We start from the raw sequence: 26,024 nt of genomic DNA, 5'->3' as shown, positions 1-26,024 counted from the left end.
GTCGGACGGGTCAGCGCCAGTCGCCGAGCACGCCCTGCACGAGGGCGAGCGCCGCGACCGCGGCCGTATCGGCCCGGAGGATGCGCGGCCCGAGCGACAGGCGCAGCACGTCGGTGCGGGCGAGCAGCAGGCGCCGCTCATCCTCGTCGAAGCCCCCTTCCGGCCCGATCAGGACGGCAACGCCAGGCGGCGCGCCGGCGGCACGCAGCGCCGCGATGGGGTCGGCCTCCGGCGCCTCCTCGTCGCAGAAAACGAGGAGCCATCCGGGAGGCAACGCGTCGAGCGCGGCAGCAAGTCGCGCCTCCGGCGCCAGCCGCGGCACCGCGAGGATCCCGCATTGCTCGGCCGCCTCGATCATATTGGCCTGGAGCCGGTCGCGATTGAGGCGCGTGACCTGGGTGCGGCGTGTCAGCACGGGGGTGATGACGGCCGCCCCCATCTCCACCGCTTTCTGCACCACATAATCGAGCCGTGCCTGCTTCAGCGGCGCGAAGAGATAATGGATCGTGCCATGCGCACTCTGCGGCCGGGTCTGCGACTGCACGACGAGCAGAAGCGCCTTGCGACCGACCGGCTCGATGGCAGCGAGCCATTCGCCGTCGCGGCCGTTGAAGACGAGCACGGGATCACCCGCCTGAAGGCGCAGGACATTTCCCAGATAATTCGTCTGCCCCCGGTCGAGCGGCACGGCGGCGCCGGGGGCGAGCGCGACATCCACGTAAAGGCGAGGGGCTTTCGCGGGCGCAGTCATTCTTGCCTCCTTGCTGCCATACAGGGTGACCCAACAGCTTTTTGATCGAGCGGACATTGAAACGAGCGCCCCAGCTATGAGACTCTCGGCAGACGATCGAATCGGCGGGTTCGGCCACGATCACCGGGCTTAATGCAATGGGCTGCTAACGAAAACCGCCACAATTGGCTGCAAAAGGGAGGAAGGCGGCCTGCGGGCCGCTCCCTGGTCACCACGGTGAAAGCTTTTGCGGCCTAAACTCCGAGAGCATTTTCGGGGGATGGTGCACCGGGTAGGATTGCGGCATACAGCAGTGTAACTTATCGACGATCGTGAGATGTGAGGGTTCTAGTGATGAAATGGTCTGGTGGCTCGCGGCCGTTACACGCGGCCTTAGTGGCTGCGGTGGTCCTGACGCCGTTCATCGGACCCGCCGTCTCGCCTGCGGCAGCACAGGCGGCGGGGTGCGAGAAGATCAAGTCGTTTCTCGATGAACGCAAGTCGATCGTCACGCGGCTCAACAAGCTCGGCAAGCGCCCGAATGCGAAGGCGGCCTGCAGCTTGTTCACGACGCTAGTCAACAACGGCTCGACGACCTTGAAATGGGTCGACAGCAACAAGGACTGGTGCCAGATTCCCGACCAGTTCGTGAACGGCTTCAAGGCCGACAACGCCAAGGCCGCGTCCTTCAAAGGCAAGGCCTGCCAGGCTGCCGCCCAGCAGGCGAGCGCGGAAAAGCGCGCCCGCGAGCAGCCGGCATCGCCGTTCAACGTTCCGCGCGGGGGCGACATTCTGACCGGGCCGATGCAGATTCCGAAGAGCGCGCTGTAACGCCACCGCGCAGGACAGGCTTGATGACCCACGGCGCGGACCAGCCGCTCCCGGATGCTCCGGCCGGCAACTGGGTGGATCGGCATGCGCCGGTTGCGTGGCGGCCTTATCTGCGGCTCGCGCGTATCGACCGGCCGATCGGCTGGTGGCTCCTTCTACTGCCCTGCTGGTGGTCGGCGGCACTTGCCGCCGTTGCGCTGGGGAAGGAAGGGCCAGATCCCTGGCAGCTCCTCATCTTCATGATCGGCGCGATCGCCATGCGCGGCGCCGGCTCCACGTATAACGACATCGTCGACCGCGATCTCGACGCGAAGGTGGCGCGCACGCGCCATCGCCCCCTGCCCTCCGGACAGGTCACCGCGCGACAGGCGGCGGTCTTCCTGATGGCCCAGGCGCTCGTCGGCCTGATCGTGCTCCTGCAGTTCAATCGCTTCGCGATACTCGTCGGCCTCGCCTCGCTGGTCATCGTTGCGATCTACCCCTTCATGAAGCGGGTGACGTCGATGCCGCAGCTCGTTCTCGGCTTCGCCTTCGCCTGGGGCGGGCTGATGGGCTGGGCCGGCCTTGCCGGGCGACTGGATACGCCTGCTTTCCTCGTCTATGCCGCAGCGATCGCCTGGACTGTCGGCTACGACACCATCTACGCCCTGCAGGACATCGAGGATGACCCGATCGCCGGGATCAAATCCTCGGCGCGGCTCTTCGGGCGCCATGCCCGGGTCGGCATTCTCATCTGCTACGGCGCGGCCGTCGCATTGGTGGTGGGGGCACTGCTGCTCGCTGGAGCGGGCATTCCGTCCTATCTCGGCGCGCTCGCCTTTGCCGGCCATCTCGGCTGGCAGGTCCGGCGGATCACGCCCGGCGACGAGCGGGTTGCGCTGATGCTTTTCAAATCGAACCGCGACGCCGGGCTCCTGCTCTTCGCGGGCCTGGTGCTCGATGCGTTGATTGCCGCAGGCTGATCGGCCCGGCTCAGTCGCGCCGGCGCCAGATCACCGGCCGCTCCGGCATGCGGCTCGGCTTGCGGCGCACCAGGAAGCGCGGCCTGCGCCCGGCGAGCAGGGCATGCCGCCGCCGTATGGTGATGGCGCCGAGCCGCACCGCGCCGATCTTCTCGTAGAGCAGTTCGAAACCGCTGCCGTTATGCAGGAGCAGCGGAAGATTGGTCTTGGCGCCATGGGCCTGCCAGGCGGCGATGATGTCCTCGGACGAGAAGATGCCGATGACCTCCGGCAGCCGGGCGGGATGGATGACGACCAGGGCGAAGCGATTGTCGTCGCACGCCTTGATGGCGACGCCGCAGGGCTTCTGTTGGGGAGAGGATCGGCCGGCGGCGGATGATGCGCGGCCGGGCATGGCGGGATCGAGCTTGCACGGGATGGACCGCTCGATGCGGTCCATCCCGGCAGCCATGCCCGCTTGGGGCGGGACGCCTGACATTGTGACACCTTCTGCTTGACGTGCGGTCGAGCTTTCTTGAGTGAAGCCCCTCGCATCGACACACCGATCATGCATCCGGCTCTGGTGATATCAGGTTAAAGTGTTCGGTTAAGAGGCCGTTTCTGAACGGAACTGATCGGAATGCTCAACGAAATCTTGCCGACCGGTCCGGCTCCTCATTCACGAGGGGCATCGGACGAGCGCTCCACGTCCTTGAACGCGAGGGCGGTGGCCACCTGCGATGGGATCGAATGGGTGCCTCTCGCGTTGACAGCATGATCTCTTCTGCAACCGAACCGGCTTGGCCGGCGCGGGCTTGTCCTGTTGCCGGTCGACCGTGGGCGTCGTAGAAGCCGAGCAACCGATACCGCCGCACTTCGCCAGGGACGATGCCACTCCTCGTCGACCAGCCTCTTCAGCTGCGCGCCTTTCTCCGGAAAGTGGCGAACGAGGCCGGCCGCCTTGCGCTCGACCATTTCCGCGAGGGCAACAAGACGACGGCGCGAACCTGGGCCAAGCTCGGCGGATCGCCCGTCACGGAGGCTGATATCACGGTCGACAGCTTCCTCAAGGAGCGGCTCTCGGAAGCGCTGCCGGAAGCGGGCTGGCTTTCCGAGGAAACCGTCGACGATCCCATCCGCTGCGAAAAGCGCATTCTCTGGGTGGTCGACCCCATCGACGGCACACGCGCCTTCGCCGCAGGCGACCCCCGCTGGGCGGTGGCGATCGCGCTCCTCGTCGAGGGTCGGCCGATCGGCGGCATCGTTCATGCCCCGGCGCTCGCCGTCAGCTACGAGGCGACACGGCGGCACGGCGCCTTCCGCAACGACAGCCCGATGCGTCTTTCTAATCCCCCTCCCCTCGATGCCGCGCGTGTCGCCGGACCGAAGCCGGTGGTCGAGATGATGGCGCGGCATGCATCCGGCCTGATGCTCCAGCCGAAGGTGCCCTCTTTGGCCCTGCGCCTGACGTTCGTCGCTGACGGATCGATCGATCTCGGTCTTGCCTCGGTCAATGCGCATGACTGGGACATCGCGGCCGCCGATCTCATCCTCACCGAGGCTGGCGCCGTCCTTTCGGAGGCCGACGGCAGCGCGCCGGTCTATAACAAGCTCGAGCCGACCCACGGCGTCTTGATCGCCGCCGCGCCGAAACTGCATGCCGAAGCGCTCGCAGCGCTGGCCGGACGTCGCTAGGCTCACTCGACCACGGCGCCCAGAGGGCGGCCCACCGCAAGGAGGCAGGCAATGACGGAAACAGGCGGCAAGCAGCTTCTGCATCTCGTCTTCGGCGGCGAGCTGGAGCACCTCGACGGCATAGACTTTCGCGATTTGTCGAAGCTCGATCTTGTCGGTATCTATCCCGACTATAAGAGTGCTCATGCGATCTGGAAGGCGAAGGCGCAGTCTACTGTCGACAATGCGCATATGCGGTATTTCATCGTGCATCTGCACCGGCTGCTCGACCCGGCGACGAGCTGACCGCGCGATGGCGCGCAACCAACGGGATCGAACGGTTCTGCCATGGCCGGATTGACGAAACGCCTCATGCGCTCGCGCCCGGTGCAGAACACGCTGGGGCGCCTGCTCGCCGGCTATCTTCGCCTGGTCGAACGGACGAACCGTTTCGTCTGGGAGCCGGAGGATGCCTATGAGCGCGTCGGGCCGATGCCGGTCATCGTCGCCATGTGGCATGGGCAGCATTTCATGGTGCCCTTCGCCAAGCGTCCGCAGGACCCCGCGGCGGCCCTCGTTTCGCGGAGCGGCGACGGAGAGTTCAACGCCATCGCGCTGCAACAGCTCGGGATCCGTGCCGTTCGCGGCTCAGGCGCGCGTCAGGCGGCGAAAGCCCGCGAGAAAGGCGGCGCAACCGCCCTGCGCAGCCTCCTCAAGGCGCTCGAACAAGGTGAGACGGTCGTCATGACCGCCGATATCCCCAAGGTGTCGCGCGTCTGCGGCCAGGGCATCGTCACGCTCGCGCGCCTCTCCGGCCGGCCCGTGGTGCCGATCGCGGTGGTGACGAGCCGCCGCATCGATTTCAAAAGCTGGGACAGCGCCTCGATGGGCCTACCTTTCGGACGCGGCGCCATCGTCATCGGCGATGCTATTCGCGTGCCGCGGGATGCCGATTCATCGATGATCGAGGCGCAACGGCTAAAGATCGAACGGGAGCTGGATGCGGTGCACGCCCGCGCCTATGCTCTAGTCGGTTCCGCGGATCCGGGATTGCGGCGGACCGCGGCTGCAGCGAAGACCCACGCGGCGTGAACGGCCCCTCGTCTCGGGCGCTCTTCTACAGGCTTGTCTTTTGTTAACATATGTTATAGGCGACAGTTCACTCCCCATCGGTGCAGCACCTTCTAGTTATACCAAGTATTCGAACTGCAACATTTGGATGATCAAGGCGTGAAATATCTGGAAAAGTCGAACCGGAGGCGGCTTGCATGAGCAAGCATTACAGCTTTCCGCTACGGCTTTATACGATCGGCATGGCATTGTCGGAGCCGGCGGCCGCTCTCGCCCTGAAGATGCGCCAGCGACGCGGCAAGGAGGACCCCACCCGTATCGCCGAGCGGCGCGGCTTTCCCGGCCGGGCGCGGCCGCAGGGACGGCTTGCCTGGCTGCATGGCGCGAGCATCGGCGAAACGATTTCACTTCTGCCCATCATGGAGCGCCTCACCCGGCGCGGCTTCACCGTGCTCGTCACATCCGGCACGATCACCTCGGCGAAGCTCCTCGCCCGCCGTCTGCCGCCACGGGTGCTGCACCAATTCATGCCGCTCGACGTGCCGCGCTACATGCGCCGCTTCGTGAACCACTGGCAGCCCGACCTCGTGCTCTTCGCCGAGTCGGAGCTCTGGCCCAATGCCATCGGGGAGATCCGCCGGCGTGGCATTCCGCTCATCCTGGTCAATGCCCGCATCTCCGAGCGCGCCATGCGTCGCTGGCGCCGCTTTCCCAAAAGCGCCCGCAGGTTGCTCGAGAGCTTCGATCTCTGCCTCGCGCAAACCAAGGCCGATGCGGAACGGCTCGCCTCTCTCGGCGCGCCGCGCGTCAATATCGCCGGCAATCTCAAATTCGACGTGCCGGCGCCACCGGCCGATGCGGCCTCGCTCGCGACATTGACCGGTATGATCGGCGACCGCCCGGTCTGGGTCGCCGCCAGCACCCATGGCGGCGAGGAAGAGATGATCGCCACGGCCCACCGCATGGTGGCGAGCCGCCAGCCCGATCTCCTGACCATCATCGCGCCGCGACACCCGGAACGGGGGCCGGCGGTCGCGGCGATCATGAAGGCGGCCGGCCTGAGCGCGGCTCTGCGCTCACACGGGCTCCTGCCCGACCGGCGCATCGACGTCTATATCGCCGATACGGTGGGCGAGCTCGGATTGTTCTACCGGCTTGCGCCGGTCGCCTTCATCGGGCGCTCGCTGGTGCCGCTCGGCGGCCAGAATCCGATCGAGCCGGCGAAGCTCGGCACCGCCATCCTGCACGGGCCCTACGTGCATAACTTCGCCGATGTCTATGCGGCTATCGACCGGCGCGACGGGGCCATGCCGGTGAGCGACGAGGACACGCTGGCGCGGGCGCTGTTGATGCTGTTCTCGGACGGCGCTCGCGCCCGATCCATGGCACGGGCGGCGGCCTCGACCGTGGAGTCGCTCGGCGGTGCGGTTGAGCGGACCATGGATGCCATCGAGCCCTATGTGCTGCAGATGCATCTGGAGAGGCGCCCGTGAGCCGCTCGGCCCGCGGCGGAGGATGATGCGCGCGCCGGGCTTCTGGTGGGCTGAAAAGCCCGGCCCGCTCGCGCGTCTCCTGGCGCCGATCGGCCATGTCTATGGGGCGGTGACCGCTGCACGGATGGGCCGCAGCGGAATACGCGCATCGCTCCCGGTGATCTGCATCGGCAATCTGACGGCCGGTGGCGCCGGCAAGACGCCGGTCACCATCGCACTCGCGGCTTTGCTCCGCACCGGGGGCGAGGCGCCGGTCATCCTGAGCCGCGGCTATGGCGGAGGCCTCACCGGCCCGGTCCTCGTCGACCCCGGTCGGCATGATGCAAGCGCGGTCGGCGACGAGCCGCTTCTCCTCGCCCGCCATGCGCCCGTCGTCGTCGCACGCGACCGGATCGCAGGGGCGGGGCTCGCGGCGCGACACGGCAACGTCCTCCTCATGGACGATGGGCTGCAGAACCCTTCGCTCGTCAAGGACGCCGCTTTCGCCGTCATCGACGCGGCCACGGGGATCGGCAACGGCCTCGCGATCCCAGCCGGGCCGCTGCGCGCGCCGCTTCCAGCGCAACTGCCGCATGTGCATGCCCTGATCACCGTGGGCAGGGGCGCGGCCCACCACCGGGTGGTTGCAGCCGCCGGGAGCCGACCGGTCTTCGCCGGCGATCTCGTGCCCGATCAGAGCACCGCGGCCGCGCTCGCCGGCCGGCGCGTCCTCGCTTTCGCCGGGATCGGTCGGCCGGAGAAGTTTTTCGCGACGCTTCGGGAGATCGGCGCGGAGGTGGTGGACGCGGTCGGCTTCGGCGATCACCAGCCCTATCGCGAGGCGGATCTGGCGGCGCTCGCCACGCGCGCCGAGGGGCGCGGCGCCATTCCCGTGACGACCGAGAAGGATGCGGCGCGGCTCGGCCCGCTGACAGAGCGGGTGCCCGGCCTTGTCATCCTGCCCGTCAGCTTCGTCCCGCCGGACGGAGCCGCGCTCGCCGCTTTCCTGGCGCAACGCATCGCGGCGGCGCGTCAGACCTTGTGAAGGCTCTTGAGGCGCTCGAGCACGGCCTCCGGCGAGGCATAGGCCTCCTGCCGGTCCACGCTCCAATAGCGTAGCCGTTCGAGCGGAATGGGCTGGCCCGTGACGGCGCAGCGGACATAGGCCCCGGGCCTGACGATACGGAAATCCGCATCGAGGTACTGGACCGTCGCCTCGTTGCCGCCGGGAAATGGATGATCGTGGCGGTTCACCGGCCGGCCCCCTTGGACAGGTCGAACATCATGCGCATTCCTAACAGAAGCCCGCTCAGCCGTCGAACAGGCTGCTCTGGGCTGCTTCGCTCTCGCGTGTCGACGCCGGCTTGCCGCGTCGTGGCTTGGCCGGCGGCGCCCCGCCCTCCCCGGCGACGGCGCCGAACTCGCCGTCGGCCAGGAGGATGCCGAGCCGCATGCCGGGCGAAACGGCTTCCACGCTGCGCAGCGGGCGCCGTTCCTCGTCGAGCACGAGCGCATAGCCGCGCGCCAGCACCCCCATATGGCCGAGGCTCTGAATGAGCTTCCATACGCCCTCGAACTGCACGCGCTTGCGGGCGACGAGGGCGGGATAGGCGCGTGCCAGACGCTCGTTCATGCCGTCGAGCCGCTCACGGCCCCGCTCGACGCGCCCCCGCAGGGCCCGATCCGACAGGCGCGCGGCGATGCGCGTGAAATCACGTGCATGCCGGTGGTGATTGGCGGCGAAGCATTTTTCCAGGCTCTGCCCGGCGCGATCGAGCCGCGCGCGTGACTGCTCGAGCAGCACATGCGGCGAGACGCGTGCGAGCCGCTGGGCAACGCCGGCGAGCGCCACCTCGTGGCGGCGGGCATTGACGCGCAGGCCATGGGCAAGCTTGCCGGCGGCGAGATCGAGTCGCTGGCGCGGCACGGCGAGAATATCCTGCGGCCGCATCAGGGCGCGCGCCAGCGCGCGGACGTCGGCGCGCCGGCGCTCGCCGAGGCGCGTCATGGCTTCGAGATGGCGCCGGCCGAGATCGCCGACCCGCAGCAGCAGGTCGCGGCGAACCGGCACGACTTTCTCGGCGGCGCCGGTCGGTGTCGGGCAGCGCAGATCCGCCGCATGATCGATCAAGGTCCAGTCGGTCTCGTGGCCGACGGCCGAGACGAGCGGAATATCGCTTTCGGCGGCGGCGCGCACCACCGCCTCGTCATTGAACGACCAGAGGTCTTCGAGCGAGCCGCCGCCGCGCGCCACGATGATGACGTCCGGGCGAGGAATGGGCCCGCCCGGCGGCAGCGCATTGAAGCCACGGATGGCAGCCGTGACCTCGGCGGCGCTCGTCTCGCCCTGCACGCGCACCGGCCAGACGAGAACCCGGCGCGGGAAACGCTCCTCGAGGCGATGCAGGATGTCGCGGATGACCGCACCGGTCGGCGAGGTGACGACGCCGATGACCTCCGGCAGGAAGGGCAGAAGCTGCTTGCGGGCGTCGTCGAACAGGCCTTCGGCGGCGAGCTTGCGGCGCCGCTCTTCGAGAATCGCCATGAGCGCGCCGATGCCCGCCGGCTCGATGGTCTCGACCACGATCTGGTATTTGGACGAACCCGGAAAGGTCGTGATGCGGCCGGTGACGATAACCTCGATGCCCTCCTGCGGCTTGAACTTGAGGCGTCCGAAGGCGCCCTTCCAGATCACCGCTTCGAGCTTGGCGCCCTCGTCCTTCAGCGCGAAATAGCAATGGCCGGAGGCATGCGGGCCGCGATAGCCGGACACCTCGCCCTTGAGGCGCACATGGCCGAAGGCATCCTCCAGCGTCCGCTTCAAGGCGCCGGAGAGGCCGGAGACCGTCCATTCCTGCAGATTGCTGGCTGTCGTCACATCGCTCATGGCGGCAAGATAGGCTTTCACCTCAGCCCCGTCACCCCGCCAATGCGCCCCGGCAATGCCGCAGCGCGAGCACCGGCCGCCGATGGACCGCCTCAGCCGACATTGGGAGCAAGGCCGCGCTGGCGCTCGCGGTGAAAGACATAGACGACCGAGCCGATGACGATCGCCGCCCCGATCAGCACATGCAGCGTCGGCTGGTCGTTGAAAAGCAGCATGCCGACGATCAGCGCCCAGATGAGCTTCGTATATTGCATCGGCGCCACGCTCGAGGCGGGCGCAAGCCGCAAAGACTCCAGAAAAAGGAACTGCGCGCCGACGTTGAGAAGGCCGCCGAGCACCGCAAGGCCGGTATCGGCCAGAGTGGGCGGAGAAAACATGAGGAACGTGCCCGGCAGCCCGGCGATCATCTGGCCGGCGAGCACGGCCCCGACCATGGTGCTGCGGTTCTCCTTGGCGCCGATGGACCGCATGATCAGGACGACGGCCGTCGACACGAAAATGCTGACGAAGGCCGCCACATGGCCGATGGACAAAGGCGCATAGCCCGGCCGCACCATGACCATGATGCCGATGAGTCCGGTGACCACCGCCGCCCAGCGCCGCAGGCCCACATCCTCCTTGAGGATGAGGACGGAGGCGACCGTCACCAGGAGCGGTGAAGCGAAAGTAATGGCATAGACGTCGGCGAGCGGAAGCAGCGAAAATGCATAGAGCGCCGACGTGGTGCCCACCCCCGCAAGAAAGCCGCGCGCGGCGAGCAGCTTCGGATTGTGAACGCTCCGATCGACCACGAGGCCGCTTCGCCGCGCGACATAACCACCGCGCAGAAAGATCAGCAGAACGACGACGCAGGCGGTGCTCGCCTGCATGGTAATGATCTGGAAAACGGGGTAGCGCGTGGAAAGAAGCTTAACGAGCGTGTCGCTGCCTGCGAACAGCAGGTTGGCGAGCACGGCGTAGAGCATTCCGCGCGCCTGTGTGGGAATGATCACGATCTTGGCTGGGCGGCTTGTCGCCGCCACCTTCTGGGCGTTTCACTGGTTAGTTGTACTATGCATGTTCCCGGCCTCAGCGTTAGGGCCTTGCGAGCATGGCTGACCAGCGCCTACCGATATGGTTGATGCTGTGCTTGCGCCTTCGCTGCCGGCGGCTCGCCCATGCGGCGGCTCGCCCATGCGTCGGTGTGGGAAGCTTCTGCGGTGCAGAGCTAATTTCGACGACAAACGGCATCGCCGATGGCATGTCTAACCGGTTCGCCCTTTTAACGCCGAGTGATCCAAGCTTGATCTTTCTGCAGCCCGCATCGCTCACCTTCGTCATTCACGCGATCGTCGTCGCGGCCGTCGCCATCCATGTGATCATGCGCAGACCGGCCACCGGCGTTGCCCTGGCTTGGCTTCTGCTCGTCGCCATCCTGCCCTTCGTCGGCCCGTTCATTTATTTCCTGATCGGCAACCGGCGCATCAGCGGCCGCCGGATCCGCGGTTTCCGGCGGCTGCGCCGGACCTATGAGCGCAATGCGGATATGGCGGCAGCCACGGTGGCCACGGGCTTCGACTGGAGCCCCTTCCCCGCCGCGGCCCCTGGGCTTTATCGGCTGGGCTGCGTCACGGCGGGCAGCGACATGGCGACGGGCAACGGCTTTCGCCTGTTTGCCCAGACCCAGGAGGTGCTCGCCGCGCTCGCGCGCGATATCGACGCGGCGAAGACGAGCGTTCTCATCGAGTTCTACATCTGGAACCAGGGCGGCGCGGCCGACGAAGTGCTGGAGGCCTTGATCCGGGCGGCCCGGCGCGGCGTGCGCTGTCTGGTGCTCATCGATGCGGTGGGCGCGCGACCGTGGTGGAAGAGCCCGCAGCCGCAACGGCTGCGGGAAGCCGGCGTGCATCTGCGCCAGGCGCTGCCGGTGAGCCTCTTGCGCAGCATCTTCGGCCGGACCGATCTCAGGCTGCACCGCAAGATCGCCGTTATCGACCAGACGATCGCCTGGACCGGCAGCATGAATCTGGTCGACCCGCGCTTCTTCAAAAAGGACGCGGGCGTCGGCGAATGGATCGATGCCATGGTGCGCCTGGAGGGCGGCGTTGTCACCTCGCTCGCCGCCGTCATGATCGGCGACTGGTCGCTTGAAGCCAATCAGGAGCTCGCCACGGCCGCGCCGGGGTCGCAGCCGCTGTTGGGCCCCTCTGCGACAGCCGAGGATCTGGGCGACGGTCGTGCGGCGGCTGCGCTCGCCGACACCTTCGCGCGAGCCGACCGCGCCGGCATGCAGGTGATGGCGACGGGCCCCGGCGAGACAGAGGATGCGCTCCTCCTCATGCTGCTCGCCTTGATCGGCGCGGCGACCACCGAGATCGTTCTGACGACGCCTTATTTCGTCCCCGAGGAATCGGTGCTGCGCGCGCTGCGCACGGCGGCCGGCCGCGGCACCAGGGTTGTTCTCGTCGTCCCGGAAAAGGTGGATTCCTTCCTCAGCCGCTACGCGAGCCGCTCCTACTACGACGAGCTGCTCGAAATGGGCGTGGAGATCTGCCTCTACCGGGGCGGGCTGCTGCACACCAAATCCATCACAGTCGACGGCTCCCTGTCGATGTTCGGAACGGTCAATCTCGATATGCGCAGTCTCTGGCTCAACTACGAGGTCGCCCTCTTCGTCTATGATCGGGATTTCGCGCGCGACCTGCGCGCGCTGCAGGAGAGCTACATCAGGGATTCCATCAGGCTCGACCGGAACGCCTGGTCGGGACGCCCCTTCGCCGAGCGCTTCATGGAAAATGCCTTGCGGCTCGCCGGACCGCTTATCTGAGGACCGGCGTGAAGGATTCGCTTCTCCCTCCCACGGGTCGGCCATCACGGTGGAAGCGGCTGCGATCCGCCTGCCTCGGCCCCTCGAAGGCGCGCGAGGTGTCGCCCGGAGCGGCTGGGCCGGTTCGCCGCGAAGAGCGCAAGGGGGTTCCCAAGACCGGTCCGTGGCCGGCCATAAGACGCATCGTTCTCATCCTTGGGCTTCTCTTCGTCCTGCCGCTCGCGAGCCACGCCGCCTGGTGGTACGAGCGTGGATGGCCGCAATCCTGGGCCGCCGCCGACTGGAGCTCGGCCCGGCTGCTGCCGGCCGCCGAGGAAGAACTAGAGGCGGTCGTGCATGTGCTCGCCGCACGCGTCGGCCGCTGGCGGGGTATCTTCGCCCATCACAGCTGGGTGGTCGTGAAACCGGCAGGAGCCCCGCGCTACACGCGCTATGACGTCGTCGGCTGGGGCAACCCCCTGCGCACCAATCACCGGGAGGCCGATGCCCGCTGGTTCGGCAACGAGCCGAGCGTGCTGCTGACGCTGCGCGGGCCGGCGGCCGAAGCGGCGATCGGCCGGATCGAGGCGGCGGTCGCGCGCTATCCCTATGCCCTTCGCGACAGCTATGCCGCCTGGCCGGGTCCCAATTCCAACACCTTCGTCGCCCATCTCGCCGTCTATGCGCCGGAGCTCGCCCCGGCGCTTCTGCCGACCGCCATCGGCAAGGATTTTCGCGCCGAAGGCGCCCTCGCGGGCAAGTTCTTCGCCGGCCTGGCGCCGAGCCGCAGCGGGCTTCAAGTTTCCCTTCTGGGCGCCATCGGCGTGACGGTCGCCTGGGTCGAAGGCATCGAGGTCAACCTGCTCGGCCTCGTCGCCGGCATCGATATGCGCCGGCCTGCCCTGAAACTGCCGGGCTGGGGTCGTATAGGTCTTGCACCATAGGTCTTGCACCGCGCTGATCGTGAGACGGCCGCGTCCTCACGATCGTGATCAAGGGCCGGCTTGATGGGCGCCGACGACCGCCGTAGGTAATGGGGGCCGAGAAATCCACCGGAGACATGGCCGATGAAGATCACCTCCGTCCTGGGCTTCGCGATGGTTGGAGCCGTCGTCCTACCGGCGGCCTTTAGCGCGGCACAGGCCCACCACGGCTGGGGCAGCTATGATGCCTCCAAGTCCTTCACTATCTCTTCGCCCGTCGAGCGGCTCGCCTGGAGCAACCCGCACGCCCATATGGTCGTGTCCTACGACGGCAACCAGTGGGAGGCGACGCTCGCCCCTCTTTTCCGCATGCAGGCGCGCGGCCTTTCCGAGGCGATGCTGAAGCCGGGCACGCAGGTCGTCATCGAGGGCTATCCTTCCCGGGTCAACCGCTATGAGATGCGCGCCGAGCGCATCACCGTGGCCGGCAAGACCGTCGAACTGCGTTAGTGCTCAGCGACCTTCTCCCAACGATTACCGCCATCGAGCAGTCGGCGCTCGGGGCGGCGGCCCGCAACGCGACCTGGATCTATCCACTCGCCAATCTCGGCCATGTGCTCGGGGCGGCACTTCTCGTCGGCGCGATCGTCGCGCTCGATGTGAAGCTCCTGCGCGGGACGGCGCTAGCGGGAGCCGTGGCGCGCGCCGCCATCCCGGTCGCGGCGGTCGGCCTCGTCCTCCAATTCGTCACCGGCGTGGTGCTCTTTTCGGCCGAGGCGGTGGCGCTGTCGCGCAATCCCGCTTTCCTCCTCAAGATGGTGGTGCTGGTGCTCGGCCTCGCCAATATCGCCTTTTTCCACTGGCGGTTTGGCGCGGCGCTCCGACAGGAGAAGCCGCTCGCGGGCGCCCGGCCGCTCGCGGCGCTCTCGCTGGGAAGCTGGGTGACCGTGCTGCTCGCCGGCCGCGCCATCGCCTATCTCTGAGCCGGCCCGTCCCGCTTATGCGCGCCGTGGCCTTCCTACGGATCCACGCCAAAAAATATCGACGGAGCGGCCGGCTCGGCCGGGCGCCACGGCGAAGTGGGATCATGGTCTTGCCGGAACCGCCGTTCTGCCGGACGCGTGATGATTCGGCCTGCCATGGAACTGCAGCTTGCGCAGAAGGGTGGCTTGCACCGCCATGACGGGCCCGCAGTGAAAATATATCAGCGGGATCGCGCAGGCTGCGAACGCGTTTATCGGCATGCCCTTGCCGCCATCTCGGCAAGGGATTAGATCGCGAGCCGACAAGCGGCATGGCGTGAAAGAGCAGCGAATGAACATTCTTCTCATCGGGTCCGGAGGGCGCGAACATGCGCTCGCGTGGAAAATCAGCGCGAGCCCGCTGTGCGATGCGCTCTACACCGCGCCGGGCAATCCTGGCACGGCCCGATGCGGCGAGAATGTCGCACTCGATGTGACCGACCATGCGGCCATCATCGACTTCTGCCGCGCCAAGACGATCGACCTCGTCGTAGTCGGGCCGGAGGCGCCCCTTGTCGCGGGTCTCGTCGATGACCTCACCGCGGCCGGCATCAAGGCCTTTGGCCCCACGAAGGCAGCGGCCCAGCTCGAGGGCTCGAAGGCCTTCACCAAGGAGCTCTGCGCCGAGGCCGGCATTCCGACCGCGGCTTTCGCGCGCTTCACGGAGGAAGCGGCGGCACGCGCCTATGTCGCCGAGAAGGGCGCGCCGATCGTCATCAAGGCGGACGGGCTCGCGGCCGGAAAGGGCGTCGTCGTGGCGGAGACGCTCGACGAGGCGAACGACGCCCTCGCCATGATGTTCGCGGGCGGGCTCGGCGCGGCCGGCGCCGAGGTCGTCATCGAGGATTATCTCACGGGTGAGGAGGCGAGCTTCTTCGCCTTCTCGGACGGCACGCATGTCGTGCCGCTCGCCTCTGCGCAGGACCACAAGCGCGCCTTCGACGGCGACACCGGCCCGAATACCGGCGGCATGGGCGCCTATTCGCCCGCCCCGGTGCTGACGCCGGCGCTGGAAGAAGAGGTGATGGCACGCATCATCCGCCCGACGGTCGCCACGCTGAAGGCACGCGGCACGCCCTATCGCGGCGTGCTCTATGCCGGCCTGATGATCACCGCCGCCGGGCCGAAGCTGATCGAATATAATGTCCGCTTCGGCGATCCGGAATGCCAGGTGCTGATGCCGCGCATGAAGACGGATCTGGTCGCAGCCATGCTCGCCGCCGTCGATGAAGAGCTGAAGAGCTTCGATCTGCGCTGGTGGGACGAGGTCGCGCTCACGGTGGTCATGGCGAGCAAGGGCTATCCCGGCGCCTATCCGCGCGGCAGCGAGATCGGCGGTCTTGATGCCGCCGAAGCCGTCGAGAATGTCCTCGTCTTCCACGCCGGCACCAAACAGGCGGGGGGGCGCCTGCTCGCCGACGGCGGACGCGTGCTCAACGTCACCAGCCTCGGCAAGAACGTCGCCGAGGCGCGGCGCAACGCCTATGACGCGGTCGCCGTCATCGACTGGCCGGAAGGCTTCTGCCGCACCGATATCGGCTGGCGCGCCATGGCGCGGGAGAACAGCTAGCCTTCAGGTCAGCGGCGTCATGACTGCCGTTCGGTAAGCGGGCCGCTCGGTCAGGCGCTGATACCAGGCCGCCAGATGCGGCAGTTCGGCGCGCTCGATATCCATGTTGAACCAGGCATAGGCGTAAGGCCCAAGCGGAATGTCGCCCAGGCCGAAGTCGCGGCCGGTGAGATAAGGCTGCTGGGCGAGCGCCGCATCGGCCATGGTGAAAAGCGTGGCGCAGCGCTGAAGGCCGCGGGTCATCTCGGCCTCGTTGCGCTCGGCTGGCGGGCAGCGCACCTTGTTCCAGAAAAGGTCGCGATAAGGGCCGCCGAGCGACGAGATGACCCAGTCCATCCATTTCTCGGCCGCGGCGCGTTCGCCGGGGTCCTGCGGGCAGAGCTTGCCGGCGCCGTATTTGGCGAGGAGATAGCGGACGATCGTGTTCGATTCCCAGAGAACGAGGTTGCCGTCCTGGAGCGTCGGCACGAGGCCGTTCGGGTTCATGGCTCGGTAATGCGGCTCATTCACCAAGCCGAAGGGCCCGCCGGCCTCGATGCGCTCGTAAGGGAGGCCGAGTTCCTCGGCGGTCCACAACGCCTTCTTCACATTGGTGGAATTGGCCCGTCCCCAGATCGTCAGCATGCGATGGCTCCTTTATTGCGTGGCAATCAAAGCGCGATCGGCAACGGCGTCAATGGGGGACGGTGTCCGAAAAAGGTAGGTGCTAGGCCATGAACCTATAGACAGGTTGCGCGATGGTTGACGAGAGTCTGCTTTGGACTGATGTCCGGAAGTCAGTCTTGGTCGGAGCCACTTCCAGAAAGCGCCAAGAGTGGCAATGCTGAGACAGGAGTCTCAATTCCGTTGGCGGTAGAGGAACGGCATAACAGCAGCGATTTCGTTCCGCCGCGGCCGCTTGGCTGATAAGCTTCGCTCATCGCACTGCCCCTCGCTCGCTTCCCCGCCGGAGTCTGAAACAATGAAATCAGCCAGAATTTGCCTCGGGCTCCTGGTGATGCTCGCGCCTTGGGCACTCTCGGGACAGGCGACGGCGGCGGAGAAGCCATCGCCGATCGATTCCGCCGACCGGCTCTTCAAGGCCGGGGAGTTTGCTGAGGCCGGCGAACAATACGCCAAAATCACCGCCGACCACCCCAATGACTATTCGGCAACGCTCCAGTTGGGCCGGATCGCGCTGCTTTCCAACCGGCTTGATGATGCCGAGCGTTGGCTGAAAAAGGCCGGCGACATCAGGCCCGGCGAGGCCGACCCCAAGGTCATGCTCGCCCAGGCCTACTATCGCCGCGACGATTTCGAAAAGGCGGCGGCTGCGCTGAATGGCGTCGACGTGGCTACCAACCAGTTGATCGTCAATCAGTATCCGACACTCAACCTTGCGAAGTTGCAGAGCTTCAAGGGCCAGACACCCTATGAGGTGCAGGGCGACGGGCAAATCATGCGTCTCAAGTTCCTGAGGACAGATCCGCTGCCGTTGGTCAGTGTCCGCGTAAACGGTGGCAAGGAGGTCACTTTCTTCATCGACACCGGGGGCTCGGAGGTTGTGCTCGACACGAACTTCGCCAAGGAGCTTGGCGTCCCACTATTCGGAGCGGTGCAAGGCACTTTTTCCGGCGGCCAGACCACCGAGGTTCAGCAAGGGCGGATCGAATCGCTCACGATGGGCGACTGGACGGTGAAGAACCTGCCCGTCGCGGTGCTCCCCCTTCGCCAGCTCTCCGAAGGTCTACAAGCCAAGCAGATCGACGGTATCATTGGCACCACGCTCTTCTACCATTTCCTTGCGACCCTCGATTTTCCGAACGGCGAGCTCGTCCTCCGCCGGAAAAACGCGGCAAACCTCAAGGAGTTCATGGCTGCCTCGGGCAAAAGCGTCGCGGTGCCTTTCTGGATTGCAGGCGACCATTTCATGGTGGCCCGGGGGCGCGTGGGGACGCTTCCACCTACGCTTCTCTTCGTCGACACAGGGCTGGCTGGCGCGGGAGTCAAGCTGGCGACGTCTGTGATCAAGGAAGCCGGGATAAAACTTGAGGAAGACAAAGCGACTTCAGGGGCCGGCGCTGGCGGGACGCTGAAGACCGTGCCCTACGTCGTGCATCGCCTCTCCTTGGGAGACGTGCAGGAAGAGAACGTACCGGGCCTCTACGATGGGCCATTCCCCTGGGAGAACCTTTTTGGCTTCCACCTCGCGGGCATGGTCGGCCACGATTTCTTCATGCCTTATGCAGTAACCTTCGACTTTGAAAATATGAAGATCCTGTTGCAGTAGAGGCTTCGATCCGATGGCTTGAGGGTTGTCCTGGTTGCGAGCCATTCCGGAACGGTCCGTAGAACCAGTCCCGGGATGACCGCCCGCCTCACGCCGCCTTGGCGCTCTTCTGGTAGTCCTTCACGTCGGTGAAGCTGAGGCCGGGCCAGCGGTCCTGCTCGTATTTCAGCGAGAAGGCATTGGCCGCGAGGAAGACGGGGTCGCCGTCGAGGTCATCGGCGATGGACGAGCCGTGGGCGTTGAGAAATTTCTCGTAATCCACCTTGTCCTTGGCCTGGAGCCAGCGGCAGATGGAAAAGCGCGTCTGCTCGTAGTCGATCGGCAGGCCGTATTCGGCCTGCAGCCGCTCCTTCAAGACGTCGAGCTGCAGGGCACCGACCACGCCGACGATGGCGCCCGAGCCGTCATGCGGCAGGAAGAGCTGCACGACCCCCTCCTCCGCCATCTGCTGCAGCGCCTCGCGCAGCTTTTTCGCCTTCATGGCGTCGTTGAGCTTGATGCGGCGCAGGATCTCCGGCGCGAAGCTCGGCACACCGCGGAAGACGATGTCCTCGCCCTCGGTGAGCGTGTCGCCGATCCTGAGCGTGCCGTGGTTCGGCAGGCCGACCACATCGCCGGCGAAGGCCTCGTCGACGATGCCGCGCTCGCGGGCGAAGAAGAACTGCGGGGCGGAGACGGTGATCGGCTTGCCTGTGCGCACGAGCTTCGCCTTCATGCCGCGCGTCAGCTTGCCCGAGCAGACGCGGATGAAGGCGATGCGGTCGCGGTGGTTGGGGTCCATATTCGCCTGGATCTTGAAGACGAACCCGGACATGCGCGGCTCCTCGGCCGCGACGACGCGCTGGTCGGCAGCCTGGTCCCGCGGCGCCGGCGCGATCTCGGCGATGGCGTCGATGAGATCGCGAACGCCGAAATTCCTCAGCGCGCTGCCGAAGAAGACGGGCGTCAGATGGCCCTCGCGGAAGGCATCGAGGTCGAAGGGCTGGCAGGCGTCGAGCGCAAGCGAAGCTTCCTCGCGCCAAGCCTCCACCTCATGCGCCGGCAGGAGCTGGTCGATGAAGGGATCGTCCGGCCCGGAGACCGGCGTCGGCTCCTCGTCCGTGTCGATGCGGCGCACGAGATTGCGCCGCAGATCGAGCGTGCCGGCGAAGCTCCGGCCCGAGCCGATTGGCCAGGTCACCGGCGCAGTGTCGAGCGCGAGCGTCTTTTCGATCTCGTCGAGCAGGTCGAAGCGGTCGCGCGCCTCGCGGTCGAGCTTGTTGATGAAGGTGATGATGGGGATGTCGCGCAGCCGGCAGACCTCGAAGAGCTTCTTGGTACGCGCCTCGATGCCTTTGGCGGCGTCGATCACCATGACGGCGGAATCCACCGCGCTCAGCGTGCGGTAGGTGTCTTCCGAGAAGTCCTCATGGCCGGGCGTGTCGAGCAGGTTGAAGACGCAGTCGGCATATTCGAAGGTCATGACGGAGGTCACGACCGAGATGCCGCGCGCCCGCTCGATCGCCATCCAGTCGGAGCGGGTCTGGCTGCCGTTGCGCTTGGCACGCACCTCCCCCGCCATCTGGATGGCGCCGCCGAACATGAGCAGCTTTTCAGTCAAGGTCGTCTTGCCGGCATCCGGATGCGAGATGATGGCGAAGGTGCGCCGGCGCGCGACCGGTGGCGTGTCAGTCATGAGTCACTGTGATCATCGAGGGTGGGCCGCCGAGCGGCCGGGTTGCGGCAAGGCCTATGGCTTCGCAGCCCGGAGATCAAGCATCGTTGTCGCCGCGGCCGACGACGGCTAGCTTGTCGGCGACAACAGGAGGCGCCCATGGCCGATCTCGCCGATCTTTTCCCCGGCTTTCAGTCCCATTGGATCGACGTCGCGATGGGCCGCATCTTCGCGCGCTCGGCCGGGTCCGGGCCGCCGGTCGTGCTGCTGCACGGCTTCCCACAGACCCATGTCTGCTGGCATCGGATCGCGCAACGGCTCGCGGAGGACTTCACCGTGGTCGCCATGGACCTGCGCGGCTACGGCTGGTCCTCGGCACCGGCGGGCGATGGCGGGCGCGAGGTCTATTCGAAGCGCGCCATGGCGCGTGATGTCATCGAGGTGATGGAGGCGCTCGGCCATTCCCGTTTCTCCATCGTCGGCCACGACCGCGGCGGGCGCATCGCCTATCGCATGGCCCTCGACGAGCCCGGCCGCATCGACCGCCTCGTGCTGCTCGACATCGTGCCGACATTCATCCAATGGCAGCGCATGGCGGAGGACGCGAGCATCGCGCCGCATTGGCGCTTCCTCGCCGAACCCGCGCCGCAGCCGGAAAACGAGATCCTGAAGGATCCGATCGCCTACTTCGACGGGCTGATCGCGCTGTGGTCGAAGGCAAAGGACTTGTCCGCCTTCGACCCGTGGGCGCTCGCCCATTACCGCGCCGGCTACAACGAGCCGAACCGCATCCACGCCTTTTGCGAGGACTACCGCGCCGGCGCGACGACCGATCGCCGCCAGGACGAGGAGGATCTCGCTGCCGGCAAGCGTTTTGCCAACCCGACTCTTCTCGTCTGCGGCGGCAGCTACCTTGCCGGCGGGCTTGCCTCTTCGCTCCAAGCTTGGCAGGAGAGCTTTGCGGCGGAGATCACAGGCGCTGAAGTCGATTCCGGGCATTTCGTGGCCGAAGAAGCACCGGAGGAGGTGCTGGCCGCTGTGGTTCCGTTCCTGAAGGCCCGCGCATGACGCCCTTTATACGTGAAGCCCGACGCGAGGATCTCCCGGCCATCGTCGGGCTTCTTGCCGACGACGCGCTCGGCAAGAGCCGCGAGAGCCTCGGCGACGAGCTGCCCGCCGGCTATGCGGCGGCCTTCGCGGCGGTCGCGCGCGATCCCAACAACCGGCTCCTCGTGCTGGACGCGGAGGGCCGCGTGGTCGGCTGTTTCCAGCTCACCTTCATTCCCGGGCTGAGCTATGGCGGCGCGACGCGCGCCCAGATCGAGAGCGTCCGCGTCGCCGCCGACTGCCGCAACCGCGGCTTCGGCGAGGTCATGATGCGCTGGGCGATCGACGAGGCCCGCCGCGTCGGCTGCCGCTTCATGCAGCTCTCAACCCACGCTTCGCGAAAGGACGCCCACCGGTTCTACGAACGCCTCGGCTTCATCGCGAGCCACGTGGGGATGAAGCTCGATCTCACAGCCCGGAGCTGAGACCGCCTGGCTAGCGCTGGCCAAGCCGACGCGTTCCGGCCGGGCAAAAAGCCGCATTACGAAGGGTCGAATGCGGCTTCGCAGGCATAGGATCCCCCGGCGATCACAACGGCTCCCGACATCAGCCCGACACCGGGCCCAACGAGGATGGCGGCTGGCGCCATGGGACTGAGCGCCATGACGATTGTCGATACCACTCCGACTGCCGCGCCGACCACATGTCCACCGACGACCACGCCGCGCTTGCAAAGCATTGAGGTGGACATTGCTCCGTTGATCGCGCGCGTCTCGTCGGGAGATAGCTCGTGCATGCAGGTACCTTCCTCAACAGCATATTGTATGCCAGCAGAAAGGCCGATTTTGCATGGCATTATTGTCTGACTTACATGCATACAGCGCTGCCACAGAGACTATGGACAGGTTTTTGTCGAGGCATTACCTTCGTCTGTCGAGGCGCGTGAAAATCGCAAGACCCGAGGGCTTGAGCGGCTTCCGGCCCGAATGATGCATCGGCGTGTCGTCGCCACGGTCGGGACAAGCCTGGACAAGCTCGGGGATGACAGTCTCCCTCCCCTGCGGTAGGACGCGTGTCGGGTGGTCAGGAAATCGAACCACCCGCAACTTTTTCCAACCAGATCGACATTGATGTCCGACACGCCGAAGCCTCAAAAACTGCTCGCCCGCCTGCCGCGCGGCTTTGCCGACCGCGGGCCCGGTGACGTCGCCGCGACGGAGCGCATGCTCGCCAAAATCCGCGAGACCTATGAGCTCTACGGCTTCGAGGCGGTGGAGACGCCCTTCGTCGAATTCACCGACGCCCTCGGCAAGTTCCTGCCGGACCAGGACCGGCCGAACGAGGGGGTGTTCTCCTTTCAGGACGACGACGAGCAGTGGCTCTCGTTGCGCTACGACCTGACGGCGCCGCTTGCCCGCTACGTGGCGGAAAATTTCGATGCGCTGCCGAAGCCCTACCGCAGCTATCGCGCCGGCTGGGTGTTCCGCAACGAGAAGCCCGGTCCCGGCCGCTTCCGCCAGTTCATGCAGTTCGACGCTGACACGGTCGGCGCAGCCACCGTCGCCGCCGATGCCGAGATCTGCATGATGGCCGCCGACACGCTCGAGCGCGTCGGCATCAAGCGCGGCGACTATGTCATCAAGGTCAACAACCGCAAGGTGCTCGACGGGGTGCTGGAGGCAATCGGCCTCGGCGGCGAGGAGAATGCCGGTCGCCGGCTCACCGTGCTGCGGGCCATCGACAAGCTCGACAAGGTGGGGCCGGAGGGTGTGCGCGACCTCCTCGGCAAGGGCCGCATGGACCCGAGCGGCGACTTTACCAAGGGCGCGGAACTCGATATCGCCGCCATCGACCGGGTTCTCGCCTTCACCTCCGCCAAGGGAGCACGCGCCGAGGCGACGCTTGCCAATCTCGCGGAAGTGGTCGCCGGTTCCCCCCGCGGCACGGAAGGCGTCGCGGAACTCAAAGAGATCGCCGCGCTCGTTGTCGCGGGTGGCTATGACGACGGGCGTGTCGTCATCGATCCCGCCGTCGTGCGTGGCCTCGAATATTACACCGGCCCTGTCTATGAGGCGGAACTGACCTTCGAGGTCACCAACGACGAAGGCCAAATCGTGCGCTTCGGCTCGGTCGCCGGCGGCGGGCGCTATGACGGGCTCGTCTCGCGCTTCCGCGGCGAGCCGGTGCCGGCGACCGGCTTTTCCATCGGCGTCTCGCGGCTGCTCGCTGCACTGAAGGCCATCAACAGCCCGCTGGTTGCAACGGCCGGCGCCGAAGCGCCGGTCGTCGTGCTCGTCATGGACCGCTCGGAGATCGCCCACTACCAGCAGCTCGTGGGGCAGCTGCGGGCCGCCGGCATCCGATCGGAGCTCTATCTCGGCTCCTCCGGCATGAAGGCGCAGATGAAATATGCCGACCGGCGCGGCAGCCGCTGCGTGGTGATCCAGGGCTCGGACGAACGCGCCAAGGGCGAGGTGACGATCAAGGATCTCGTGCTCGGTGCGGAACTCGCGGGCGCCGACAAGAACCGCGAGGATTATCTCGCCCGCCAGGCCGAGGCGCAGTTCGCCGTTCCGGAGGCGCAGACGATCGAGGCGGTGAAGAAGGTGCTAGCCCGGCACCGGTGAGGCATCATCGGCCCCGAAACCGCATCGTCATCCCGGAACCGAGCAAAGCGAGGTGTCCGGGATCTAGAGCCGATGCCGGTTACGGATTGCCGCGCCGGTGGCGCCCGACCTATGGCCCTCACCGGTTCTAGATCCCGGACAGCGCCTGCGGCGCTTCCGGGATGACGACGGTGAGATGCGGCATCGTTCGCGCCATCTCAGGCTTCGCCCTTCGCGGCCCGGAGATGACAAGCGCCTGGGACAAATCGCTGCCCAATCCATAGCCGCCGTTCACCCTCCTTGGAGAATTGGGTCGCCTCGCCACGCCGCAGTTGCTAAGACGCGGCCACGAGAGGAATGGACCTTATCATGCTGCAACTCGACCAGGCGGATGCGCTCGGCGCCCTGTTCGCGCGGGCGGGCTATGCCCGCGTCGAGCCCACCGTGCTCCAGCCCGTGGATGTCTTTCTCGACCTGTCGGGCGAGGACATCCGCCGGCATATGTTCGTGACGCAGGATGCCGCGGGCCACGAGCTCTGCCTCCGCCCCGACTACACGATCCCGGTCTGCCGCGATTATCTCGCCTCGCCGCGCGCCGGCGAGCAGGCCGCTTTCAGCTATTACGGCCCGGTCTTTCGGCTGAGGGCCGGCACCTCCGGCGAGTTTCCGCAAGCGGGCGTCGAATCCTTCGGCCGCGGCGACCTTGAGGCCGCCGACGCAGAGATCATCGCGCTCGCTCTCGAAGCGCTCGCCTCGCTCGGCATCGCCAAATCGGTGGTGCGGGTCGGCGACGTCGGCCTCCTCACGGCACTGCTCGATGCGCTCGCCCTGCCGCCAGCCGTGCGCCGGCGCGTGCAGCGCGCCGTCGTGCAGGGCGATATCGAGACCATCCTCAATGGCAACGATACGGGCCGCAACGGCCATGACCATGCCGGGCTGCTCGCCGCCATCGAGGGGCAGGACCAGCAGGCCGCCCGCGCCTTCGTGGAAGACGTCATGGCGATCGCCGGCATCGTCAGCGTCGGCGGGCGCTCGGCCGCGGAGATCGCCGAGCGCTTCCTGGCGCGCGCCGCCAACCGCCACAGCCATCTCGACGGCGAGGTCCGTGACATCCTCGCGCGCTATCTTGCCGTCACGGGCGATCCGGACACGGCCGTCGCCGAAATCCGCAAGCTCTGCCGGGACGCGGGGCTCGACCTCGACGAGGCACTCGACCAATGCGAGGCGCGCACCGGCTTCATGGCGGCGCGCGGCGTCGACGTGGGGAGCCTCGTCTTTGCCGCCGACTTTGCCCGCAATCTCGACTACTATACCGGCTTCATCTTCGAGGCGCATGACGGCCAACGGCCTGAAACCAAGCCGATCGTCGGCGGCGGCCGCTACGACGGTCTGCTCGCCCATCTCGGCGCCGCCGAACCGATCCCCGCCGTCGGCTTCGCCATCTGGCTCGACCGCCTGAACGGCCTCAACGAGGCCGATGCTGGAGAGGGACAATGACACCGCTCGTTCTCGCCGTGCCCTCCAAGGGGCGGCTGCAGGAGAATGCGGCCCGCTTCTTCGCCCAGGCCGGGCTCAATCTGGTGCAGTCGCGCGGGGCGCGCGACTATCGCGGCGTCATCGCCGGCGTGCCCGATGTCGAGGTGCTGTTCCTCTCTGCCGCCGAGATCGTGGCGCAGCTCGCGAGCGGCGGCGCCCATCTCGGCGTCACCGGCGAGGATCTCATCCGCGAAGACATCGCCGATGCGGATGCGGTGGTCGAGCTTCTGACGCCGCTCGGCTTCGGCCAGGCGAATGTGGTGGTGGCGGTGCCGCAAGCCTGGATCGACGTGCGCAGCATGGCCGATCTCGACGATGTGGCGGCGGATCTGCGCCACCGGCACGGCCGCCGCCTCAGGGTCGCCACCAAATATATCAACCTGACGCGGCGCTTCTTCGCCGAACATGGCATCGCCGACTATCGCATCGTCGAGAGCTTCGGCGCGACGGAAGCGGCTCCCGCCTCGGGGACCGCCGAGATCATCGTCGACATCACGACGACCGGCTCGACGCTCGCCGCGAACGCCCTGAAAGTGGTGGACGACGGCCTCATCCTGCGCTCGGAAGCCAATCTCGTCGCCTCGCTCAAGGCGCCCTGGAGCCCGGAAGCGCAAGCTGCGGCCCGCACCATACTCACGCGCATCGCCGCCGAGGAAGAGGCGCGCACCACGCGCGAGTTGCGCGCGCGGCTGCCGGAGTTCGATGCTGCTCTGCGTGCAGAGCTCGAAGAACGGCTCTCCTGCCGGTTTCCCTTCGGCGGGTCGGATGAGCGCGGGTTCGTGGCAATTCACGTCCCGGCGACGCAGGTCTTCGCGGCCGTCGAGCTCCTCTCGGCCAATGGCGCCGATCCGGTGACCGTGCAGCGGCTCGATGCCGTGTTCCATGCCACCAATTCGCTCGCCGAGCGCCTGTTCGCGCGGCTCGGCTAGGCAGCTGCGACCGTTTCTCCCGCGCCGCTGCCACGTCTTTGCCACGGACTCAGTGAAGGTAGTCATGCACCCTCGGG

Annotated in this window: 26 protein-coding genes; 18 read left to right on the top strand and 8 right to left on the bottom strand. The window is 66.8% G+C overall.

The window, feature by feature from the left end:
• Positions 1-10 precede the first annotated feature (10 nt).
• Positions 11-751: a 16S rRNA (uracil(1498)-N(3))-methyltransferase gene (locus tag ACFQU1_RS19585; RefSeq protein ID WP_378135790.1), complete on the bottom strand. Its 741-nt coding sequence runs from the start codon at positions 749-751 to the stop codon at positions 11-13.
• Positions 752-1,126: 375 nt separating this feature from the next.
• Here ACFQU1_RS19585 and ACFQU1_RS19580 point away from each other — a divergent pair, with 375 nt between their 5' ends.
• Together ACFQU1_RS19580 and ubiA are read left to right on the top strand one after the other, a co-directional pair.
• The gene (locus ACFQU1_RS19580) at positions 1,127-1,561 is read left to right on the top strand and encodes a hypothetical protein (protein ID WP_378135788.1); all 435 of its coding nucleotides are present in this window, start codon (positions 1,127-1,129) and stop codon (positions 1,559-1,561) included.
• 23 nt (positions 1,562-1,584) lie between these two features.
• Positions 1,585-2,523, top strand: a complete 939-nt coding sequence (ubiA, locus tag ACFQU1_RS19575) for a 4-hydroxybenzoate octaprenyltransferase (protein ID WP_378135786.1) — start codon at positions 1,585-1,587, stop codon at positions 2,521-2,523.
• Positions 2,524-2,533: 10 nt separating this feature from the next.
• Here ubiA and ACFQU1_RS19570 read toward each other — a convergent pair whose 3' ends face one another.
• Positions 2,534-3,001, bottom strand: coding sequence for a DUF6101 family protein (locus ACFQU1_RS19570; protein ID WP_378135784.1), 468 nt, complete (start codon positions 2,999-3,001; stop codon positions 2,534-2,536).
• Positions 3,002-3,390: 389 nt separating this feature from the next.
• Between ACFQU1_RS19570 and ACFQU1_RS19565 the strand changes: the two genes are divergently transcribed.
• The 5 genes from ACFQU1_RS19565 to lpxK all read left to right on the top strand — a co-directional run bounded on the left by ACFQU1_RS19565 (position 3,391) and on the right by lpxK (position 7,764).
• Positions 3,391-4,197, top strand: a complete 807-nt coding sequence (locus ACFQU1_RS19565) for a 3'(2'),5'-bisphosphate nucleotidase CysQ (protein WP_378135782.1) — start codon at positions 3,391-3,393, stop codon at positions 4,195-4,197.
• Between the two features lie 51 nt (positions 4,198-4,248).
• Entirely contained in the window at positions 4,249-4,482 is a 234-nt protein-coding gene (locus ACFQU1_RS19560) for a DUF4170 domain-containing protein (protein ID WP_378135780.1), read from the top strand.
• A 66-nt stretch (positions 4,483-4,548) separates the two neighbouring features.
• A complete protein-coding gene (locus ACFQU1_RS19555; protein ID WP_378135778.1) occupies positions 4,549-5,268 on the top strand; it encodes a lysophospholipid acyltransferase family protein in 720 nt (239 codons plus the stop codon).
• Positions 5,269-5,444: 176 nt separating this feature from the next.
• Entirely contained in the window at positions 5,445-6,740 is a 1,296-nt protein-coding gene (locus tag ACFQU1_RS19550; RefSeq protein WP_378135776.1) for a 3-deoxy-D-manno-octulosonic acid transferase, read from the top strand.
• Between the two features lie 25 nt (positions 6,741-6,765).
• Complete coding sequence (gene lpxK, locus ACFQU1_RS19545; RefSeq protein WP_378135774.1) at positions 6,766-7,764, top strand: tetraacyldisaccharide 4'-kinase; 999 nt, start codon at positions 6,766-6,768, stop codon at positions 7,762-7,764.
• On the opposite strand, the gene ACFQU1_RS19540 is transcribed toward lpxK, so the two are convergent.
• The 3 genes from ACFQU1_RS19540 to ACFQU1_RS19530 form a co-directional block, all read right to left on the bottom strand.
• On the bottom strand, positions 7,752-7,973 hold the full coding sequence (locus ACFQU1_RS19540; RefSeq protein WP_378135772.1) for a DUF2093 domain-containing protein: 222 nt from the start codon (positions 7,971-7,973) through the stop codon (positions 7,752-7,754). The genes lpxK and ACFQU1_RS19540 overlap by 13 nt on opposite strands.
• 55 nt (positions 7,974-8,028) lie before the next feature.
• Positions 8,029-9,606 carry an exodeoxyribonuclease VII large subunit gene (gene xseA / locus ACFQU1_RS19535; RefSeq protein WP_378136775.1) on the bottom strand — a complete coding sequence of 526 codons (1,578 nt, stop codon included), beginning with the start codon at positions 9,604-9,606 and terminating at the stop codon, positions 8,029-8,031.
• A gap of 92 nt (positions 9,607-9,698) precedes the next feature.
• Positions 9,699-10,571, bottom strand: coding sequence for a DMT family transporter (locus ACFQU1_RS19530; RefSeq protein ID WP_378135770.1), 873 nt, complete (start codon positions 10,569-10,571; stop codon positions 9,699-9,701).
• A 317-nt stretch (positions 10,572-10,888) separates the two neighbouring features.
• On the opposite strand from ACFQU1_RS19530, the gene ACFQU1_RS19525 reads away from it, so the two are divergent.
• From ACFQU1_RS19525 to purD, 5 genes are all read left to right on the top strand, one after another.
• Positions 10,889-12,412, top strand: a complete 1,524-nt coding sequence (locus ACFQU1_RS19525; RefSeq protein ID WP_378135768.1) for a phospholipase D-like domain-containing protein — start codon at positions 10,889-10,891, stop codon at positions 12,410-12,412.
• Between the two features lie 98 nt (positions 12,413-12,510).
• A complete protein-coding gene (locus ACFQU1_RS19520; protein WP_378135766.1) occupies positions 12,511-13,335 on the top strand; it encodes a DUF3750 domain-containing protein in 825 nt (274 codons plus the stop codon).
• A gap of 123 nt (positions 13,336-13,458) precedes the next feature.
• Positions 13,459-13,824 carry a DUF6152 family protein gene (locus tag ACFQU1_RS19515; RefSeq protein ID WP_378135764.1) on the top strand — a complete coding sequence of 122 codons (366 nt, stop codon included), beginning with the start codon at positions 13,459-13,461 and terminating at the stop codon, positions 13,822-13,824.
• Positions 13,824-14,297, top strand: a complete 474-nt coding sequence (locus ACFQU1_RS19510; protein WP_378135762.1) for a hypothetical protein — start codon at positions 13,824-13,826, stop codon at positions 14,295-14,297. Before ACFQU1_RS19515 ends, ACFQU1_RS19510 begins: the two co-directional genes overlap by 1 nt.
• 331 nt (positions 14,298-14,628) lie before the next feature.
• On the top strand, positions 14,629-15,906 hold the full coding sequence (gene purD, locus ACFQU1_RS19505; RefSeq protein ID WP_378135760.1) for a phosphoribosylamine--glycine ligase: 1,278 nt from the start codon (positions 14,629-14,631) through the stop codon (positions 15,904-15,906).
• Positions 15,907-15,909: 3 nt separating this feature from the next.
• On the opposite strand, the gene ACFQU1_RS19500 is transcribed toward purD, so the two are convergent.
• The gene (locus ACFQU1_RS19500) at positions 15,910-16,530 is read right to left on the bottom strand and encodes a glutathione S-transferase family protein (RefSeq protein WP_378135758.1); all 621 of its coding nucleotides are present in this window, start codon (positions 16,528-16,530) and stop codon (positions 15,910-15,912) included.
• Positions 16,531-16,867: 337 nt separating this feature from the next.
• Between ACFQU1_RS19500 and ACFQU1_RS19495 the strand changes: the two genes are divergently transcribed.
• The gene (locus ACFQU1_RS19495) at positions 16,868-18,175 is read left to right on the top strand and encodes an aspartyl protease family protein (protein WP_378135756.1); all 1,308 of its coding nucleotides are present in this window, start codon (positions 16,868-16,870) and stop codon (positions 18,173-18,175) included.
• 88 nt (positions 18,176-18,263) lie between these two features.
• On the opposite strand, the gene ACFQU1_RS19490 is transcribed toward ACFQU1_RS19495, so the two are convergent.
• Entirely contained in the window at positions 18,264-19,850 is a 1,587-nt protein-coding gene (locus ACFQU1_RS19490; RefSeq protein WP_378135754.1) for a peptide chain release factor 3, read from the bottom strand.
• Between the two features lie 138 nt (positions 19,851-19,988).
• On the opposite strand from ACFQU1_RS19490, the gene ACFQU1_RS19485 reads away from it, so the two are divergent.
• Both ACFQU1_RS19485 and ACFQU1_RS19480 read left to right on the top strand, forming a co-directional pair.
• On the top strand, positions 19,989-20,897 hold the full coding sequence (locus ACFQU1_RS19485; protein ID WP_378135752.1) for an alpha/beta fold hydrolase: 909 nt from the start codon (positions 19,989-19,991) through the stop codon (positions 20,895-20,897).
• On the top strand, positions 20,894-21,361 hold the full coding sequence (locus ACFQU1_RS19480) for a GNAT family N-acetyltransferase (RefSeq protein ID WP_378135750.1): 468 nt from the start codon (positions 20,894-20,896) through the stop codon (positions 21,359-21,361). The genes ACFQU1_RS19485 and ACFQU1_RS19480 overlap by 4 nt, the downstream gene beginning before the upstream one ends.
• Positions 21,362-21,417: 56 nt before the next feature.
• Here the strand turns inward: ACFQU1_RS19480 and ACFQU1_RS19475 are convergent, their stop codons facing one another.
• Positions 21,418-21,672, bottom strand: coding sequence for a hypothetical protein (locus tag ACFQU1_RS19475; protein WP_378135748.1), 255 nt, complete (start codon positions 21,670-21,672; stop codon positions 21,418-21,420).
• A 334-nt stretch (positions 21,673-22,006) separates the two neighbouring features.
• Here ACFQU1_RS19475 and hisS point away from each other — a divergent pair, with 334 nt between their 5' ends.
• The 3 genes from hisS to hisG all read left to right on the top strand — a co-directional run bounded on the left by hisS (position 22,007) and on the right by hisG (position 25,947).
• The gene (gene hisS / locus ACFQU1_RS19470; RefSeq protein ID WP_378135746.1) at positions 22,007-23,503 is read left to right on the top strand and encodes a histidine--tRNA ligase; all 1,497 of its coding nucleotides are present in this window, start codon (positions 22,007-22,009) and stop codon (positions 23,501-23,503) included.
• 348 nt (positions 23,504-23,851) lie between these two features.
• A complete protein-coding gene (locus ACFQU1_RS19465; RefSeq protein ID WP_378135744.1) occupies positions 23,852-24,979 on the top strand; it encodes an ATP phosphoribosyltransferase regulatory subunit in 1,128 nt (375 codons plus the stop codon).
• Positions 24,976-25,947, top strand: a complete 972-nt coding sequence (hisG, locus tag ACFQU1_RS19460; protein ID WP_378135741.1) for an ATP phosphoribosyltransferase — start codon at positions 24,976-24,978, stop codon at positions 25,945-25,947. The genes ACFQU1_RS19465 and hisG overlap by 4 nt, the downstream gene beginning before the upstream one ends.
• The last annotated feature ends 77 nt before the right edge of the window (positions 25,948-26,024 follow it).

This window comes from Chelatococcus sp. GCM10030263, from assembly GCF_042666455.1.
In the GTDB taxonomy this organism is placed as follows: domain Bacteria; phylum Pseudomonadota; class Alphaproteobacteria; order Rhizobiales; family Beijerinckiaceae; genus Chelatococcus.
This window is presented reverse-complemented; position numbering and strand designations above follow the sequence as displayed.

Coding starts and splice junctions, on each gene's coding strand:
- ACFQU1_RS19585 (WP_378135790.1), bottom strand. CDS start 751: ATGACTGCGCCCGCGAAAGCCCCTCGCCTTTACGTGGATGTCGCGCTC.
- ubiA (WP_378135786.1), top strand. CDS start 1,585: ATGACCCACGGCGCGGACCAGCCGCTCCCGGATGCTCCGGCCGGCAAC.
- ACFQU1_RS19570 (WP_378135784.1), bottom strand. CDS start 3,001: ATGTCAGGCGTCCCGCCCCAAGCGGGCATGGCTGCCGGGATGGACCGC.
- ACFQU1_RS19565 (WP_378135782.1), top strand. CDS start 3,391: ATGCCACTCCTCGTCGACCAGCCTCTTCAGCTGCGCGCCTTTCTCCGG.
- ACFQU1_RS19560 (WP_378135780.1), top strand. CDS start 4,249: ATGACGGAAACAGGCGGCAAGCAGCTTCTGCATCTCGTCTTCGGCGGC.
- ACFQU1_RS19555 (WP_378135778.1), top strand. CDS start 4,549: ATGCGCTCGCGCCCGGTGCAGAACACGCTGGGGCGCCTGCTCGCCGGC.
- ACFQU1_RS19550 (WP_378135776.1), top strand. CDS start 5,445: ATGAGCAAGCATTACAGCTTTCCGCTACGGCTTTATACGATCGGCATG.
- lpxK (WP_378135774.1), top strand. CDS start 6,766: ATGCGCGCGCCGGGCTTCTGGTGGGCTGAAAAGCCCGGCCCGCTCGCG.
- xseA (WP_378136775.1), bottom strand. CDS start 9,606: ATGAGCGATGTGACGACAGCCAGCAATCTGCAGGAATGGACGGTCTCC.
- ACFQU1_RS19530 (WP_378135770.1), bottom strand. CDS start 10,571: ATGCTCTACGCCGTGCTCGCCAACCTGCTGTTCGCAGGCAGCGACACG.
- ACFQU1_RS19515 (WP_378135764.1), top strand. CDS start 13,459: ATGAAGATCACCTCCGTCCTGGGCTTCGCGATGGTTGGAGCCGTCGTC.
- purD (WP_378135760.1), top strand. CDS start 14,629: ATGAACATTCTTCTCATCGGGTCCGGAGGGCGCGAACATGCGCTCGCG.
- ACFQU1_RS19500 (WP_378135758.1), bottom strand. CDS start 16,530: ATGCTGACGATCTGGGGACGGGCCAATTCCACCAATGTGAAGAAGGCG.
- ACFQU1_RS19495 (WP_378135756.1), top strand. CDS start 16,868: ATGAAATCAGCCAGAATTTGCCTCGGGCTCCTGGTGATGCTCGCGCCT.
- ACFQU1_RS19490 (WP_378135754.1), bottom strand. CDS start 19,850: ATGACTGACACGCCACCGGTCGCGCGCCGGCGCACCTTCGCCATCATC.
- ACFQU1_RS19485 (WP_378135752.1), top strand. CDS start 19,989: ATGGCCGATCTCGCCGATCTTTTCCCCGGCTTTCAGTCCCATTGGATC.
- ACFQU1_RS19480 (WP_378135750.1), top strand. CDS start 20,894: ATGACGCCCTTTATACGTGAAGCCCGACGCGAGGATCTCCCGGCCATC.
- ACFQU1_RS19475 (WP_378135748.1), bottom strand. CDS start 21,672: ATGCACGAGCTATCTCCCGACGAGACGCGCGCGATCAACGGAGCAATG.
- hisS (WP_378135746.1), top strand. CDS start 22,007: ATGTCCGACACGCCGAAGCCTCAAAAACTGCTCGCCCGCCTGCCGCGC.
- ACFQU1_RS19465 (WP_378135744.1), top strand. CDS start 23,852: ATGCTGCAACTCGACCAGGCGGATGCGCTCGGCGCCCTGTTCGCGCGG.
- hisG (WP_378135741.1), top strand. CDS start 24,976: ATGACACCGCTCGTTCTCGCCGTGCCCTCCAAGGGGCGGCTGCAGGAG.